Source organism: Aquamicrobium soli (assembly GCF_042646345.1).
In the GTDB taxonomy this organism is placed as follows: Bacteria; Pseudomonadota; Alphaproteobacteria; order Rhizobiales; family Rhizobiaceae; genus Mesorhizobium; species Mesorhizobium soli_A.
Map to the genome: position 1 here is coordinate 494,840 of NZ_JBHRTK010000012.1, position 12,661 is coordinate 507,500.

At 65.8% G+C, this 12,661-nt stretch carries 18 protein-coding genes; 7 read left to right on the plus strand and 11 right to left on the minus strand.

The window, feature by feature from the left end:
- Positions 1–9 precede the first annotated feature (9 nt).
- The 5 genes from ACFOHJ_RS12175 to ACFOHJ_RS12195 all read right to left on the minus strand — a co-directional run bounded on the left by ACFOHJ_RS12175 (position 10) and on the right by ACFOHJ_RS12195 (position 2,781).
- Entirely contained in the window at positions 10–615 is a 606-nt protein-coding gene (locus tag ACFOHJ_RS12175; RefSeq protein ID WP_378220766.1) for a tetratricopeptide repeat protein, read from the minus strand.
- A gap of 73 nt (positions 616–688) precedes the next feature.
- The gene (gene ykgO, locus ACFOHJ_RS12180) at positions 689–814 is read right to left on the minus strand and encodes a type B 50S ribosomal protein L36 (protein ID WP_378220767.1); all 126 of its coding nucleotides are present in this window, start codon (positions 812–814) and stop codon (positions 689–691) included.
- 119 nt (positions 815–933) lie between these two features.
- A complete protein-coding gene (locus tag ACFOHJ_RS12185) occupies positions 934–2,010 on the minus strand; it encodes a 5-(carboxyamino)imidazole ribonucleotide synthase (RefSeq protein ID WP_378220768.1) in 1,077 nt (358 codons plus the stop codon).
- Complete coding sequence (gene purE, locus ACFOHJ_RS12190) at positions 2,007–2,504, minus strand: 5-(carboxyamino)imidazole ribonucleotide mutase (RefSeq protein ID WP_378220769.1); 498 nt, start codon at positions 2,502–2,504, stop codon at positions 2,007–2,009. Before purE ends, ACFOHJ_RS12185 begins: the two co-directional genes overlap by 4 nt.
- Before the next feature lie 73 nt (positions 2,505–2,577).
- Complete coding sequence (locus tag ACFOHJ_RS12195; RefSeq protein ID WP_378220770.1) at positions 2,578–2,781, minus strand: YdcH family protein; 204 nt, start codon at positions 2,779–2,781, stop codon at positions 2,578–2,580.
- Positions 2,782–3,016: 235 nt separating this feature from the next.
- On the opposite strand from ACFOHJ_RS12195, the gene ACFOHJ_RS12200 reads away from it, so the two are divergent.
- Both ACFOHJ_RS12200 and ACFOHJ_RS12205 read left to right on the plus strand, forming a co-directional pair.
- Entirely contained in the window at positions 3,017–3,196 is a 180-nt protein-coding gene (locus tag ACFOHJ_RS12200) for a YdcH family protein (RefSeq protein ID WP_378220771.1), read from the plus strand.
- Positions 3,197–3,413: 217 nt separating this feature from the next.
- Positions 3,414–3,902, plus strand: coding sequence for a CopD family copper resistance protein (locus ACFOHJ_RS12205; protein WP_378220772.1), 489 nt, complete (start codon positions 3,414–3,416; stop codon positions 3,900–3,902).
- On the opposite strand, the gene ACFOHJ_RS12210 is transcribed toward ACFOHJ_RS12205, so the two are convergent.
- The 4 genes from ACFOHJ_RS12210 to ACFOHJ_RS12225 form a co-directional block, all read right to left on the minus strand.
- Complete coding sequence (locus ACFOHJ_RS12210; RefSeq protein WP_378220773.1) at positions 3,810–4,133, minus strand: hypothetical protein; 324 nt, start codon at positions 4,131–4,133, stop codon at positions 3,810–3,812. The genes ACFOHJ_RS12205 and ACFOHJ_RS12210 overlap by 93 nt on opposite strands.
- Positions 4,127–4,369, minus strand: coding sequence for a hypothetical protein (locus tag ACFOHJ_RS12215; RefSeq protein ID WP_378220774.1), 243 nt, complete (start codon positions 4,367–4,369; stop codon positions 4,127–4,129). Before ACFOHJ_RS12215 ends, ACFOHJ_RS12210 begins: the two co-directional genes overlap by 7 nt.
- Positions 4,362–4,631, minus strand: coding sequence for a DUF2249 domain-containing protein (locus ACFOHJ_RS12220; RefSeq protein WP_378220775.1), 270 nt, complete (start codon positions 4,629–4,631; stop codon positions 4,362–4,364). Before ACFOHJ_RS12220 ends, ACFOHJ_RS12215 begins: the two co-directional genes overlap by 8 nt.
- Before the next feature lie 95 nt (positions 4,632–4,726).
- Complete coding sequence (locus ACFOHJ_RS12225; RefSeq protein ID WP_378220776.1) at positions 4,727–5,155, minus strand: RrF2 family transcriptional regulator; 429 nt, start codon at positions 5,153–5,155, stop codon at positions 4,727–4,729.
- 379 nt (positions 5,156–5,534) lie between these two features.
- Here ACFOHJ_RS12225 and ACFOHJ_RS12230 point away from each other — a divergent pair, with 379 nt between their 5' ends.
- The 3 genes from ACFOHJ_RS12230 (at position 5,535) to ACFOHJ_RS12240 (ending at position 7,877) form a co-directional block, all read left to right on the plus strand.
- Positions 5,535–5,879 carry a DUF6522 family protein gene (locus tag ACFOHJ_RS12230; protein WP_378220777.1) on the plus strand — a complete coding sequence of 115 codons (345 nt, stop codon included), beginning with the start codon at positions 5,535–5,537 and terminating at the stop codon, positions 5,877–5,879.
- Between the two features lie 50 nt (positions 5,880–5,929).
- Complete coding sequence (gene ilvD / locus ACFOHJ_RS12235) at positions 5,930–7,603, plus strand: dihydroxy-acid dehydratase (RefSeq protein ID WP_378220778.1); 1,674 nt, start codon at positions 5,930–5,932, stop codon at positions 7,601–7,603.
- 73 nt (positions 7,604–7,676) lie between these two features.
- Positions 7,677–7,877: a hypothetical protein gene (locus ACFOHJ_RS12240; RefSeq protein ID WP_378220779.1), complete on the plus strand. Its 201-nt coding sequence runs from the start codon at positions 7,677–7,679 to the stop codon at positions 7,875–7,877.
- Between the two features lie 30 nt (positions 7,878–7,907).
- Here ACFOHJ_RS12240 and ACFOHJ_RS12245 read toward each other — a convergent pair whose 3' ends face one another.
- The gene (locus tag ACFOHJ_RS12245) at positions 7,908–9,299 is read right to left on the minus strand and encodes a multicopper oxidase family protein (protein WP_378220780.1); all 1,392 of its coding nucleotides are present in this window, start codon (positions 9,297–9,299) and stop codon (positions 7,908–7,910) included.
- Between the two features lie 213 nt (positions 9,300–9,512).
- On the opposite strand from ACFOHJ_RS12245, the gene ACFOHJ_RS12250 reads away from it, so the two are divergent.
- Entirely contained in the window at positions 9,513–10,835 is a 1,323-nt protein-coding gene (locus ACFOHJ_RS12250) for a D-serine ammonia-lyase (protein ID WP_378220781.1), read from the plus strand.
- Between the two features lie 96 nt (positions 10,836–10,931).
- Positions 10,932–11,855 (plus strand): DMT family transporter, encoded by a 924-nt coding sequence (locus ACFOHJ_RS12255; RefSeq protein WP_378220782.1) that lies wholly within the window; start codon positions 10,932–10,934, stop codon positions 11,853–11,855.
- Between the two features lie 32 nt (positions 11,856–11,887).
- Here ACFOHJ_RS12255 and ACFOHJ_RS12260 read toward each other — a convergent pair whose 3' ends face one another.
- Positions 11,888–12,646 carry an amino acid ABC transporter ATP-binding protein gene (locus tag ACFOHJ_RS12260; protein WP_378220783.1) on the minus strand — a complete coding sequence of 253 codons (759 nt, stop codon included), beginning with the start codon at positions 12,644–12,646 and terminating at the stop codon, positions 11,888–11,890.
- Positions 12,647–12,661 lie beyond the last annotated feature (15 nt).

Below are 12,661 nucleotides of genomic sequence, written 5' to 3' on the forward strand. Positions count from 1 at the left end.
TCGCGGTTCTCAGATGCCCTCGCCGGCCAGCTCCTCGGAAAGCGTCGAGACTTCCGATTGTGCGCTGCGCATCATCGGGTAGATCGCCAATACGCGTTGCCAGGCGTCCAGCGCCGCCTGCTTGTGGCCGGTATCGGCCATGATGCGGGCCATGCCGGAAAGGGCGCCGAAATGGCGCGGCTCCAGTTGCAGCGTCCGCTCGATGTCGGCCAGCGACTTGGCGTAGTTTTTCATCATGTAGTGAACGGTGGCGCGGCGGTTCCAGCCTTCGGCATAGGTCGGGTCGAGCGTCGTCACCTGGTCGAGGAAGTCGAGCGCGACGTCGAACTTCTGCGCCTCCATCGCCTTTTGCGCCCATAGCATCATCAGGTTGATGTTGGCGCTGCCGGAATCCAGCCATGCCTGCCAGATGGTGCCGGCGATGCGCTCGGCCGCCTTTTCGTTGCGCTCGCGCCCGAGGTCGGAAAACAGCTTGTCGAGCCGCGCCTGCCGGGTCTTGGCGGTGGAGGTCGCCGGCGCATCGGCCGGCGCATCGGCCGGCGTGTCGGCTTGCGCCGCCAGGGTAGGACCGATGGCGAGGGCAAGGACGGTCAGGAATGCAAAAACGCTCCGCATGACCGGGAATCTATTCCCGGCCGGCGGAACGTCAAACCGAAATTCGCGTGAGTGCCGTCGAGACGGCGGCAACTCAGCCCTGACGGGCCTTGAAGCGCGGAGCGGACTTGTTGATGAGGTAGACGCGGCCCTTGCGGCGAACCAGCTGGTTGTCGCGGTGACGGGCGCGCAGCGCCTTGAGCGAATTCTTGATCTTCATGGTCTTGCCTATGGGTCTCGATGCTTAGGCACGCCCGAAGACACGCCGATTTTGTGCCCGGCACATAGACGAGGAATCTTGTCCGTGTCAACCACCGACCCCTCGCCAGGCCGAAGGAATCAGGTGCGCGCCGCGATGCGCGTGAAATGCCCCATCTTGCGGCCGGGCCTCGCCTCGGCCTTGCCGTAGAGATGCACCAGCACGTCCGGCTCGGCCAGGAGGCCGGCCATGCGGAAAATGTCGTCGCCGATCAGGTTTTCCATCACGCAGTCCGAATGCCGGCGGGGGTCGCCGAGCGGCAGGCCGGCGACGGCGCGCATATGCTGCTCGAACTGCGAGACGATGCAGGCGGCCTCGGTCCAGTGGCCGGAATTGTGGACGCGCGGGGCAATCTCGTTGGCCAGCAGCGAGCCGTCGGCCAGCACGAAGAACTCGACGCCGATGACGCCGACATAGTCCAGCTCGGCCAGGATGGTCTTGGCCGCCGCCTGCGCCGCCGCCGCCGTATCGGCGGAGATGGCGGCGGGTATCGTGGAGGTGTGGAGGATGCCGTGGCGATGCACGTTCTCGGCCGGGTCGTAGGCGGCGATCGTGCCGTCGACGCCGCGCGCGGCGATCACCGATATCTCGCGCTCGAAATCGACGAGCGCCTCCAGGATGAGCGGCACCGAGCCCATCGCCTCGAAGGTTCCGGCATAGCCGCCGGCCTCCATGTTGCGAAAGACGCGCTGGCCCTTGCCGTCATAGCCCATGCGGCGCGTCTTCAGCACGCCGCTGCCGTCGAAGCCGCGCAGCGCTTCGGTCAGTTCGGCGTCGCTGGAAACGGAGGAGAAGGCGGCGGTGGGGACGCCGATGCCGTTGAGGAACGTCTTTTCGGTCACCCGGTCCTGCGCCACTTCCAGCGCGCGGGGCGGGGGGTAGACGGGAACCCGGGCGGCGAGCGTCTTTGCCGCCTCCACCGGGACGTTTTCGAATTCGTAGGTGACCAGCGCCGTTGCCGCCGCCAGTTCGGCAAGGGCGACGGGATCGTCATAGGCGGCGACGATCTGCCGGTTGGCAACCTGCGCGGCTGGGCAGTCGGCTTGCGGCTCCAGCACGACGATGCGATAGCCGAGGCGGGCGGCGGCCATCGCCAGCATGCGGCCGAGCTGGCCGCCGCCGATGATGCCGATGGTCGATCCGGCGGGCAGGCTCATGGCGCGTCCACCGGCTCGGTCGCGACCTGGTCGGTCTGGGCCTTGCGCCAGGCGTCGAGCCGCCCGGCCAGCGGCGGGTCGGCGAGCGCCAGCACGGCGACGGCGAGCAGGGCGGCGTTGACCGCGCCGGCCTTGCCGATGGCGAGCGTGCCGACGGGGATGCCGGCCGGCATCTGGACGATGGACAGAAGCGAATCCTGCCCCGACAGCGCCTTCGATTCGACCGGCACGCCGAATACGGGCAGCGGCGTCATCGCCGCCGTCATGCCGGGCAGGTGCGCGGCACCCCCGGCGCCGGCGATCACCACCTTGTAGCCGGCCGCCTTGGCGTTCGTGGCGAAGTCGTAAAGCCGACCCGGGGTGCGATGCGCCGACACGATCAGCGCCTTGTGCGGCACGTCCAGCGCGGCGAGCGTTTCGGCGGCATGGCGCATCGTCGCCCAGTCGGACTGGCTGCCCATGATGATGGCGACATCGGCGCGTCGATCGCTCACAACAATACTCCGGTGGTTTGGACTTCGGCGTAGCGGAATTGGCCCGCGCCGGCAAGAACGCCGCTGCCGGGCGTCAGGCGATGATGTCGGGGATGATCCGGTCTTCCAGCGCCTTCAGCCGGTCCTTGAGGGACAGTTTCTTCTTCTTCATCCGCTGGATCTGCAGCGGATCGCAGCCAACGGCGATCATGGCGTTGATGGCCGCGTCGAAATCGGCGTGGTCCTGCTTCAACCGCGAAAATTCGAGGCGAATATCGGCCTGTTCCTGCTCGGACATTTTTCCTTCAAACTATCTGCGTCGCCTGCTGCGAGCGGTGTCTGCGGGGTAGCCGAACCAGGAAGGTCAGCCGGGTAAAACTACCATATTTCACATTGTCGGGAAATGCGCGAGTGGGCATTCGACATTGCCCCGGGATGATGGCAGACTGTCATCGTGCCGTCACAGAAGCGAACCTGCGGTGGACGCGTCTTGACGGCTGATGTCGAGGAAATCATGAAAGGGAGCCCCAATCATGTCTCTTGCCAACCATCTTGACGAGTTGCAGAGGAAGCATGGCGATATCGAGCGCGAGCTCGATGCCGCGATGAACCATCCCTCCGTCGACGACCTCGAAATCGTCGATCTGAAGCGACGCAAGCTGGCCCTCAAGGACGCGATTGAAAAGCTGAGAGCGCAACCGGCGGCCCATTGACGCCAGGCTGACAAAACTCCGCAGCGGCGGCCCGTTGCCGTCCGGATAAGTGATATCCGGATCGGTCAAGGGTTGCCGCCAGGCGCCGCGCCCGGCCGGGCGTGGGCGAATGGGTTTTTGTTCCGCGATGTCCGCGACCACGCATTTGCCGATGGCGGATGGCGTAAACGTTTTATGCGGGCGGAGATCCGGTTTCGCGCATGTCGCGGATCGGACAATGATCGAGCCCGAAAAGGCGCAGGCTCATGGGCGCTGGAGCGCAGCCATGAGCCATTTCATCCTTGTCACCCTGCATCTTTATGCCGCCATCCTGTTCGTCGGCGCGGTGTTCTTCGAGATGCTGGTCCTCGAAGGCATCCGCAAGCCGGTCGGGCACGAGACGATGCGGACGGTGGAAACCGCGATCGGCAAGCGCGCCCGGCGGCTGATGCCGTTCGTCATCCTGGCGCTCTATGGCGCGGGGATCGGCATGGCATGGGGCTATCGCGAGGAACTGGCCCATCCCTTCGCCAGCAGCTTCGCCACGCTGCTGGCGATCAAGATCGCGCTGGCGCTGAGCGTGCTGGGTCATTTCATAACGGCGCTGACGCTCGGAGCCCGCGGCAAGCTCAGGTCACGGCAGGTCAGATTCATCCACGTCAGCGTCTTCTGCCATGTCGTGCTGATCGTGTTCCTGGCCAAGGCGATGTTTTTCCTGACCTGGTAGGGCGTGCGGCCGCGACGCGGTGGCCGTGAGGGCTTCGGCTCGTACCGCCGCAAGCGCCATCCATTCCCTGTAGAGGCCCTGGTCCTCGCGCGAGAACGGCATGCGCCGCTTCATGTCGTCGAACGTCTCGTCGACCTGGTGCCGTGCAAAATCTTCCCGGACCAGCGATTCCAGCCAGGCGCGCTCCTCGTCGCCGGAAGGCCGCACGAAGTCATGCGAATTGGTCAGCATGGCGGCATCCTTTTCTGCCGCCCCGACCTGTGGGCGTTTTCGCGGCGGGCCTGCTCGATGGCGATCAGCACCCAAGGCGGGCATTCGCCGAGAGTCTGGCCGGCCGCCTTGAAGATCAACTCGCGAAGTGCCGTGCCCGACGGCTCCGCAACGTCATCCTCGATTCTTTCGAAGGGGCGGGGCGCGGACAGCGCGCGCCGCATGGCCGCGACGATGGAGGCGGGGGCGCTAAACATCGGACGTCTCCCGCGCCGGAATGTTGCGCAGCCGCACGCGCCAGCTACCCGGCCCTTCCTCGAGATAGGCCCAGGCGCATTGCGGGCCGTACCGGCTTTCCAACTGGAAGCGCAGCGGCTTGGGATCGTGGTCCGCCACCAGTTGCAGCGTCTCGCCGACAGGCAGGTTCTCGAACAACTGCATGATGACGAGATGCCGATGCCGCGGGTCGATGTGCCTGACGTCGATCACGCGTTCGCCTGCCGAAACCTGCTCGCCCATGGCCTTTTCCTTCCCCCGATGTACGATTAAAAGATACATTGGTAATGTATCTTTTATGGGAAGCTTGTGCAAGGTGAAGAGGCGAGCCCGTGCGATCACGCCGCAGGCAGCAGGCCGAAATCTCGCGGATTGAGCATCAGGTCGGCCAGCGTGTAGCGGTCGACGGTGGCGATGAACGCCGCCAGCGCCTCGTGCAGGACGCCGCGCAGGCGGCAGCGGGGGGTGATGAGGCAGTTGTTGTCCTTGCGGAAGCATTCGACCAGGGCGAAGTCCGGCTCGGTGGCGCGCAGCACCGCGCCGAGGCCGATCTTCTGCGGCGCCATGGCGAGCGTGAGCCCGCCGGAACGGCCGCGCACCGCCTTCAGGAAGCCGGCGCGGGTCAACTGGTTGGCCACCTTCATCAAATGGGCGCGCGAAATGCCGTACAGTTTTGCCGTCTCCTCGATGGTGATGAGCCTGTCGCCCTGCGCCCCCGCATACATCAGCAGGCGCAACGCATAGTCTGAAAAGTCGGTTACTCGCATCCTGACCCCACGGCCGCTCGGGTCGAGACCTGGTCCGCCGGCCGGCGGGCGCCTCGATAACATGCCCGGACGATATATGTTTCAGCGCAGGGATGTCGAGGCGGTTGCACCCATAGGGTGGACATTGCAATTGCTCAGCGGGGATAATACATACATCATATGTATCTTTTAAAAACTATGCCGGCTTCATCGGAAAGGGCGGTGCCGGCAGGGGAAGTTCGCGATGGGGAGCGCGCAGCAGGTTGAAGCCGCCGAATGGCAGCAGGCTGCTCCCCGGCGAGACGCCGCCGGGGTTGACCTTCCTGTGCGATCGCGGCGAGAAATACCTCTCGCCGATGGATGGGCGAAGGCCCGAGGCGGAGCGGAAGGAAGGGTGAGCATGGCACATGGCGGCACAGCGCCGGCTCCGATGGGGCCGGCTCCGGCCGAACCGGGTGTCGGGACAGAAACCGCCGGGCGGGACATCGTCGTGGATGCGGCTCTGGTCGCAAGCCTCCTGGGGGTTGCTGCGGCGGATGTTCCCGGACTGATGCGGAGCAAGGCCGTCACCTCGATCTGCGAGCGCGGCATAGACGATCACGAGGGCGAGTACCGCCTGAGCTTTTTCTTTCAAAATCGCCGCGCGCGCGTCACACTCGACGCCAAGGGCAAGGTCCTTCGCCGCTCCGTCATCGATTTCGGCGACGTGGCGTTGCCCCGGCAACTGCACGGCGTGGGCAGGTGACCGGCACAGCCGGGCCGGCTCGAGCCCAAGTATCATACGAGGATTCCGCCATGCCGTTCAACGAACGCTCCAGACACATCACGCAGGGCGTGGCGCGCTCTCCCAACCGGGCCATGTATTATGCGCTCGGCTATGAGAAAGCCGATTTCGACAAGCCGATGATCGGCGTCGCCAATGGCCATTCCACCATCACGCCGTGCAACGCCGGCCTGCAGCCGCTTGCCGATGCGGCGATCGCCGCCATCAGGCAAGCCGGCGCCAATCCGCAGATGTTCGGGACGCCCACCATCTCCGACGGCATGTCGATGGGCACCGAGGGCATGAAATATTCGCTGGTGTCGCGCGAGGTGATCGCCGACTGCGTGGAAACCTGCGTGCAGGGCCAGTGGATGGACGGCGTGTTGGTTCTGGGCGGCTGCGACAAGAACATGCCGGGCGGCATGATCGGCATTTTGCGCGCCAACGCGCCGGCGATCTACGTCTATGGCGGCACCATCAAGCCCGGCCGCTGGAAGGGCCAGGACCTCTCCATCGTCTCCGCCTTCGAGGCGGTCGGCGCGGTCATGGCCGGCACCATGAGCGAGGAGGACTTCGAGGGCATCGAGCGCCATGCCTGTCCTTCCACCGGGTCCTGCGGCGGCATGTACACGGCCAACACCATGAGTTCCTCGTTCGAGGCGCTCGGCCTGTCGCTGCTCTATTCCTCGACCATGGCCAGCCCCGACCGGGAGAAGCTCGAAAGCGCCGCCGAATCCGGCCGCGTGCTGGTCGAGGCGGTGAAGAAGAACATCAGGCCGCGCGATATCGTGACGCGCGAGAGCATCGAGAACGCGGTGGCGCTGATCATGGCGATCGGCGGCTCGACCAACGCGGTGCTGCATTATCTCGCCATCGCGCACGCCGCCGAGATCGAGTGGACGCTGGACGATTTCGAGCGTGTGCGCCGCAAGGTGCCGGTGTTGTGCGACCTGAAGCCGTCCGGCCACTACATGGCCGTCGACCTGCATCAGGCCGGCGGCATCCCGCAGGTGCTGAAGATCCTGCTCGATGCCGGGCAGATCCATGGCGACTGCCTGACCATCACCGGCCGCACGCTGGCCGAGGAACTGGCCGAGGTGCCGGACGCGCCGCGCGCCGACCAGCAGGTGATCATGCCGATCGACAAGGCGCTTTACCGCGAGGGGCATCTCGCCATCCTGAAAGGCAACCTTGCCGAGGACGGCGCGGTGGCCAAGATCACCGGCCTGAAAAGCCTGGCGATCACCGGCCCGGCGCGCGTCTTCGACGACGAGCAGTCGGCGATGGAGGCGATCCTGGCCGACAGGATCAGGCCGGGCGACGTGCTGGTGCTGCGCTATCTCGGGCCGAAGGGCGGGCCGGGCATGCCGGAAATGCTGGCGCCGACCTCGGCGCTGGTCGGGCGCGGACTTGGCGAAAGCGTCGGCCTCATCACCGACGGGCGCTTTTCCGGCGGCACCTGGGGCATGGTAGTCGGCCATGTCGCGCCGGAAGCCTATGAAGGCGGCACGATCGCGCTGGTCGAGGAGGGCGATTCGATCACCATCGACGCCCACCGGCTGTTGCTGCAACTCAATGTCGAGGAAGCCGAGATCGCGCGCCGCCGCGCCGCCTGGCAACGGCCGCAGCCACGTTATACGCGCGGCGTGCTGGCCAAGTTTTCCGCGCTCGCCCGCCCTGCCAACGAAGGGGCGATCACCGGGTAGCGTCGGGGGCAGGCATTTCTTCCTTGCCTGCCGCCAATGTTGGTGGTTTGCTTGCCCTGTAAGGAGAAAGGAAATGTGCAGCGCAGATACCATCGTCGCCAAATACGAAGGCTACGAGATCGATCTTCTTTCAAAGAGCCCGCTCCTTGGCAGCCTCGAACTGGCGGGGCAGGATGACGAGATCATCAACCTCAAGATCAGCAAGGGCGACGCCGAACGGCTGGTCAGGGAACTGACCCGCTTCATCGCGGCGGAAGAGGCGGCAGCGGCCTAGACGCCGCCCGCATCAAGTTCCCGGCGGGATTTACACGACGCGCAGATAGCTGGTCATGCCGGTCTTCTGGTGCTCGATGATGTGGCAGTGCAGCAGCCAGTCGCCCGGATTGTCGGCGACAAGCCCCAATTGCACCTTCTCGTCCGGCTGGATGAGGTAGGTGTCGGTGACCAGCGGCGGCACCGGCCCGGCCGAGGATGCGAGCACGGTAAAGCTCATGCCGTGCAGGTGGATCGGGTGCGCGCGCGGCGTCGGGTTTTCCATGTCGATGATATAGCTTTTGCCGAGCTTCAGTTCGGCCAGCGGCGCGGTCGGGTCGGGCGTGTCGCCGGGCCACGGCACCTTGTTGATGGCCCAGAAACTGTAGCCGAGCGAGCCGCAGATACTGTCGGAAGCGACGTTCTCGGCCGTGGCGCTGAGCACCAGCCGGATATGCTTCGCCGAGGTGGGGTCGATCTTTGCGACCGGGTTGGCTTCCAGTGGCGCGAGATCGCCCAGGTCGCGCTTCAGCGAGGTGCCGACCGCCCGCAGCGTCGCCAGCATGGCCGGTTTGGTCCCGCGGATGTCCTCGAGGCCGACGACCGCGCCTTCCTCGTCGGGCATGCGCACCGCCAGGTCGAGCCGCTGGCCCGGTCCCAGTTGCAAGAGGTCTAGCGGGAAGTGCTGCGGCACCGGGTTGCCGTCGATGGCGATGACCGAGGCCTGCCCGCCCTGCATGCGGAAGGAATAGATGCGGGTGACGTCGGTGATCGCCACGCGAAGCCGCACCAGCCCGCCGGCCGGCGCGTCGTATCGCGGCTCGGCCTGCCAGTTGGCGCTGCGCACCGTGCCGTAGGTGCCGCCCCTTGCGGCGTCGCGCGGCCGGAAGGGGGCGATGAACTGGCCGTCGCCGCCGAGGCGCCAGTCGCGAAGATTGAGCACGACTTCCGCGTCGAACACGGGATCGCCCGGATTCTCCACGACGATGACGCCGGTCAGCCCATGCCCCATCTGCTCCAGCGTGTTGCAGTGCGGGTGGTACCAGAAGGTGCCGGCATCCGGCGGCGTGAACGCATAGTCGAAATGGTCGCCGGTGTAGACGTAGTGCTGGACCAAGAAGGGCACGCCGTCCATCCTGTTGGGAACGCGCAGGCCGTGCCAGTGGATGGTGGTCGGCTCGTCGAGTTTGTTGACCAGCCTTGCCGCAAACGGCCTTCCTTTGCTCATGCGCAGCACCGGCGGCATGCCCGCGTCGCCATAGGTGAGCACCTTTTGGGTCGGCGTGGAGCCGGTCAGCAGCGCCGTGGTCTCGGTCGCGGTCAGGATTTGCGGCTCGGGGGCGGCCAGCGCCGCGCCGGCCGCATTGGCCAGCCAGCCCAGCCCGAAGCTGCCCGCGGCGGCCGCCGAGGCTTTCAGCACGGTTCTGCGGGTGAGGCCGGTCATAAGATACTCCGGGATCGAGATGCCGCGATCTTAAAGTTGACAACGATACTCATCAATAGCGGGATGGAGCGAGGTCGATTTGCCTCAGTTCTCCGGCTGTGGTGCGCCAATTCATTCATGCAGCTAACGATGCAGGCCAGAACTATTAACTTTTTTGAACGCCACGCTTGGAATAGCTTGCCAGTCTCATAGACCGTCAGCTTGGGAATTGACATGGCGTTTCACCTACCGAACGATCCAGCCAGCGGCGACGTGACGTCCGCGCGACCGACGCTGTGGGTGAACCCGCTCTACCGGAAAGGCGCGATCGACGATCCGTCGCTTCCCATTCGGCCGGAAGATGTCGAGGCCGCTCGGGCGAACTGGCAGCGCCTGGCGCCGCTTCTGGAAACCTGCTTTCCCGAACTCGCCGCGACAGGCGGCGTCATCCGCTCGGACCTGATCGAACTGGGCGACCTGCGGCAGGCCATCGGCTATAGCGACGCCGAGTTCGGCACCCTCTTCGTCAAGGCGGACAGCGCCCTTCCCGTCGCGGGCTCGATCAAGGCGCGGGGCGGCGTCTACGAGGTTTTCGTGTTCGCCGAGCAACTGGCCCGGCGCGAGGGCTTGCTCAAGGACGGGCAGGACATCCGGCAGCTTGCCGGTCCCGAGGCCAAGGCGTTCTTCTCCCGCTACACGATCGCCGTCGGCAGCACCGGCAACCTCGGCCTCAGCGTCGGCATCGCCGCGCGCGCACTCGGGTTCAAGGCCACGGTTCATATGTCGTCGGACGCCAAGGCCTGGAAGGTGGAGCGGCTGCGTAACCTCGGCGTCGAGGTCGTGCGTCACGATGCCGACTACACCTCGGCCGTCGAGAATGCCCGCATCGCCGCCGAAGCCGATCCGACGATCTATTTCGTGGATGACGAGCAGTCGAGGCAGCTTTTCCTCGGCTACAGCGTGGCCGCCATGGAACTGGCAAAACAGCTCGAGGACCGCGGCCTCGTCGTCGACGCCGAGCATCCGCTGTTCCTCTACCTGCCCTGCGGCATCGGCGGGGCGCCGGGCGGCGTGACCTATGGGGCGAAAGCCGTGTTCGGCGACAACGTCCACTGCTTCTTCGTCGAGCCGGTCCAGTCGCCCTGCGCGCTGGTGCAGATGATGAGCGGGTCCAAGGAACTCGTCTCGGTCTACGATGTCGGCCTCACCAACAAGACCGAGGCCGACGGCATGGCGGTGGCGCGCATGTCGGTGCTGGTGGCGACGGTGATGCGCAACATGCTGGCCGGCGTCTTCACGGTCGACGACCCCTCGCTGTTCCGGTGGCTGCTGCTTGCGCACGAAACCCAGGGCATTCGTCTCGAGCCGTCCGCGACCGCCGGCTTCGCCGGACCGGAATTCATCGTGAAGCATCCGCGCGGGCGCGCGTTCTGCGACCGGCAGGGGATCGTGGATCGCCTGCCGCAGGCAACCCATGTCGTCTGGACGACAGGAGGCTCTTTCGTCCCGCAGCAGCAGTTCGAGAATTTCCTGCAGACCGCGGCGGCCAACCGCTAGCGGGGTTTTGCGCGCTGTCAGAAATCTCCGCCGGGGCCTCTATCGCGGGATCGGGGATAGCTGATACGGCGGGCGGAGGACAACGCGCACGCAATCATGGCCATGACCGAAACCATCGCACGAGACGGCAGGGCGAACCTCGTAGGCAGCCTGTGGATGGTCGCGGCCATGGCGATCTTCGCGGGCGAGGATGCGATGGTCAAGGCGGCCTCCGCGCATCTGCCGATCGCCGAAGTGCTGGTGCTGTTCGGCCTCGGCGGAGCCGTGGTCTTCGCCATTGCCGCGACGACGCGGCGCGAGCCGCTGTTTGGCCCCGCCATCCTGTCGCGCGCCATGCGCATCCGCGCCTGTTTCGAGGTGACGGCGCGCCTGTTCTACGTGCTGGCGCTGGCGCTGACGCCGCTGTCGGCGACGACAGTGATCCTGCAGGCTACTCCCATCGTCGTCGTGCTCGGGGCCGCGATGCTCTTTCGTGAGCATGTCGGCTGGCAGCGGTGGCTGGCCATTCTCGTCGGCCTCGCCGGGGTGCTGATCGTGCTGCGGCCGGGAGCGGAAAGCTTTTCCGCGCTGTCGATCCTGGCGCTGATCGGCATGCTGGGTTTCGCCGGGCGCGACCTCGCCAGCCGCGCCGCTCCCCGCTCGGTCACGACCTCGGTCCTCGGCGTCTATGGCTTCGCGGCGATCGTGGTTGCCGGTGTCCTCTATGCCCTCTTGTGGGAACGGCAGGCTTTCATCATTCCCGATGCTGCCGCGATGGCCTTTCTGTCGACGGCCGTCGCCTGCGGTGTCCTGGCCTATGCGGCGCTGATGAAGGCGATGCGCACCGGGGCCGTCTCCGTCGTCACGCCGTTCCGGTACACGCGGCTGCTGTTCGGCATCGCGCTCGGGGTGCTGGTCTTCGGAGAACGACTCGACCTGCCGACGCTCGCCGGCTCGCTCATCATCGTGCTCGCCGGCATCATCATCATGAAACGCCCGTCGCGGCTCAGCCTGTTCCGGGCGAGCCGGAAACCGTCCTGACATCCCTCGCGGATTGCCGGACCAAGCTTCGCTCAGTGCTTGAGCACTCGCGCCAGGAAAGTCCGTGCGCGCTCGTTGGTCGGGTTGTCGAAGAAGGTGTCGGGCTTGCTGATCTCGAGGATCGAGCCCTGGTCGATATAGACGATGCGGTCCGCGACGTCGCGGGCAAAGCCCATCTCGTGCGTGACGATCATCATGGTCATGCCGTCGGCGGCGAGTTCGCGAATGACGTCGAGCACCTCGCCGATCATCTCCGGGTCGAGCGCGGAGGTCGGCTCGTCGAAGAGCATCAGGCCCGGCTCCATGGCGAGCGAGCGGGCGATCGCGACGCGCTGCTGCTGGCCGCCCGAAAGCTGGGCCGGATATTTGTCGGCATGCGCCTTCAGGCCGACGCGGTCGAGAAGCTTCAGCGCCGTCGCTTCGGCCTCTTCCTTCGACTTCTTGCGCACGCGCATCGGCGCGATGGTGATGTTTTCGGTCACCGTCTTGTGCGGGAACAGGTTGAACTGCTGGAAGACCATGCCGACGCCCTTGCGGATCGCCACCAGTTCCTTTTCGCCGCCGAGCAGGCGGTCCTCCTCCACCGGCATCGGGTAGCCGTCGACCACGAGGCTGCCGTTCTGGTACATTTCCAGGCCGTTGACGCAGCGGATCAGTGTCGACTTGCCGGAGCCGCTGGCGCCGAGGACGACGACGACCTCGCCGCGCGAGACCGAGAGATCGATATCCTTCAGGACGTGATGGGAGCCATAGAACTTGTTAAGCCTCTTCATCTCGACGATGGTATCCATGGGGGCGGCTCCTGG

Excerpts from the sequence above, each read along its gene's own strand:
- ACFOHJ_RS12175 (WP_378220766.1), bottom strand. The coding sequence starts at position 615 with ATGCGGAGCGTTTTTGCATTCCTGACCGTCCTTGCCCTCGCCATCGGT.
- ykgO (WP_378220767.1), bottom strand. The coding sequence starts at position 814 with ATGAAGATCAAGAATTCGCTCAAGGCGCTGCGCGCCCGTCACCGCGAC.
- ACFOHJ_RS12185 (WP_378220768.1), bottom strand. The coding sequence starts at position 2,010 with ATGAGCCTGCCCGCCGGATCGACCATCGGCATCATCGGCGGCGGCCAG.
- ACFOHJ_RS12195 (WP_378220770.1), bottom strand. The coding sequence starts at position 2,781 with ATGTCCGAGCAGGAACAGGCCGATATTCGCCTCGAATTTTCGCGGTTG.
- ACFOHJ_RS12200 (WP_378220771.1), top strand. The coding sequence starts at position 3,017 with ATGTCTCTTGCCAACCATCTTGACGAGTTGCAGAGGAAGCATGGCGAT.
- ACFOHJ_RS12205 (WP_378220772.1), top strand. The coding sequence starts at position 3,414 with ATGATCGAGCCCGAAAAGGCGCAGGCTCATGGGCGCTGGAGCGCAGCC.
- ACFOHJ_RS12210 (WP_378220773.1), bottom strand. The coding sequence starts at position 4,133 with ATGCTGACCAATTCGCATGACTTCGTGCGGCCTTCCGGCGACGAGGAG.
- ACFOHJ_RS12215 (WP_378220774.1), bottom strand. The coding sequence starts at position 4,369 with ATGTTTAGCGCCCCCGCCTCCATCGTCGCGGCCATGCGGCGCGCGCTG.
- ACFOHJ_RS12220 (WP_378220775.1), bottom strand. The coding sequence starts at position 4,631 with ATGGGCGAGCAGGTTTCGGCAGGCGAACGCGTGATCGACGTCAGGCAC.
- ACFOHJ_RS12225 (WP_378220776.1), bottom strand. The coding sequence starts at position 5,155 with ATGCGAGTAACCGACTTTTCAGACTATGCGTTGCGCCTGCTGATGTAT.
- ACFOHJ_RS12230 (WP_378220777.1), top strand. The coding sequence starts at position 5,535 with ATGGCACATGGCGGCACAGCGCCGGCTCCGATGGGGCCGGCTCCGGCC.
- ilvD (WP_378220778.1), top strand. The coding sequence starts at position 5,930 with ATGCCGTTCAACGAACGCTCCAGACACATCACGCAGGGCGTGGCGCGC.
- ACFOHJ_RS12240 (WP_378220779.1), top strand. The coding sequence starts at position 7,677 with ATGTGCAGCGCAGATACCATCGTCGCCAAATACGAAGGCTACGAGATC.
- ACFOHJ_RS12245 (WP_378220780.1), bottom strand. The coding sequence starts at position 9,299 with ATGACCGGCCTCACCCGCAGAACCGTGCTGAAAGCCTCGGCGGCCGCC.
- ACFOHJ_RS12250 (WP_378220781.1), top strand. The coding sequence starts at position 9,513 with ATGGCGTTTCACCTACCGAACGATCCAGCCAGCGGCGACGTGACGTCC.
- ACFOHJ_RS12255 (WP_378220782.1), top strand. The coding sequence starts at position 10,932 with ATGGCCATGACCGAAACCATCGCACGAGACGGCAGGGCGAACCTCGTA.
- ACFOHJ_RS12260 (WP_378220783.1), bottom strand. The coding sequence starts at position 12,646 with ATGGATACCATCGTCGAGATGAAGAGGCTTAACAAGTTCTATGGCTCC.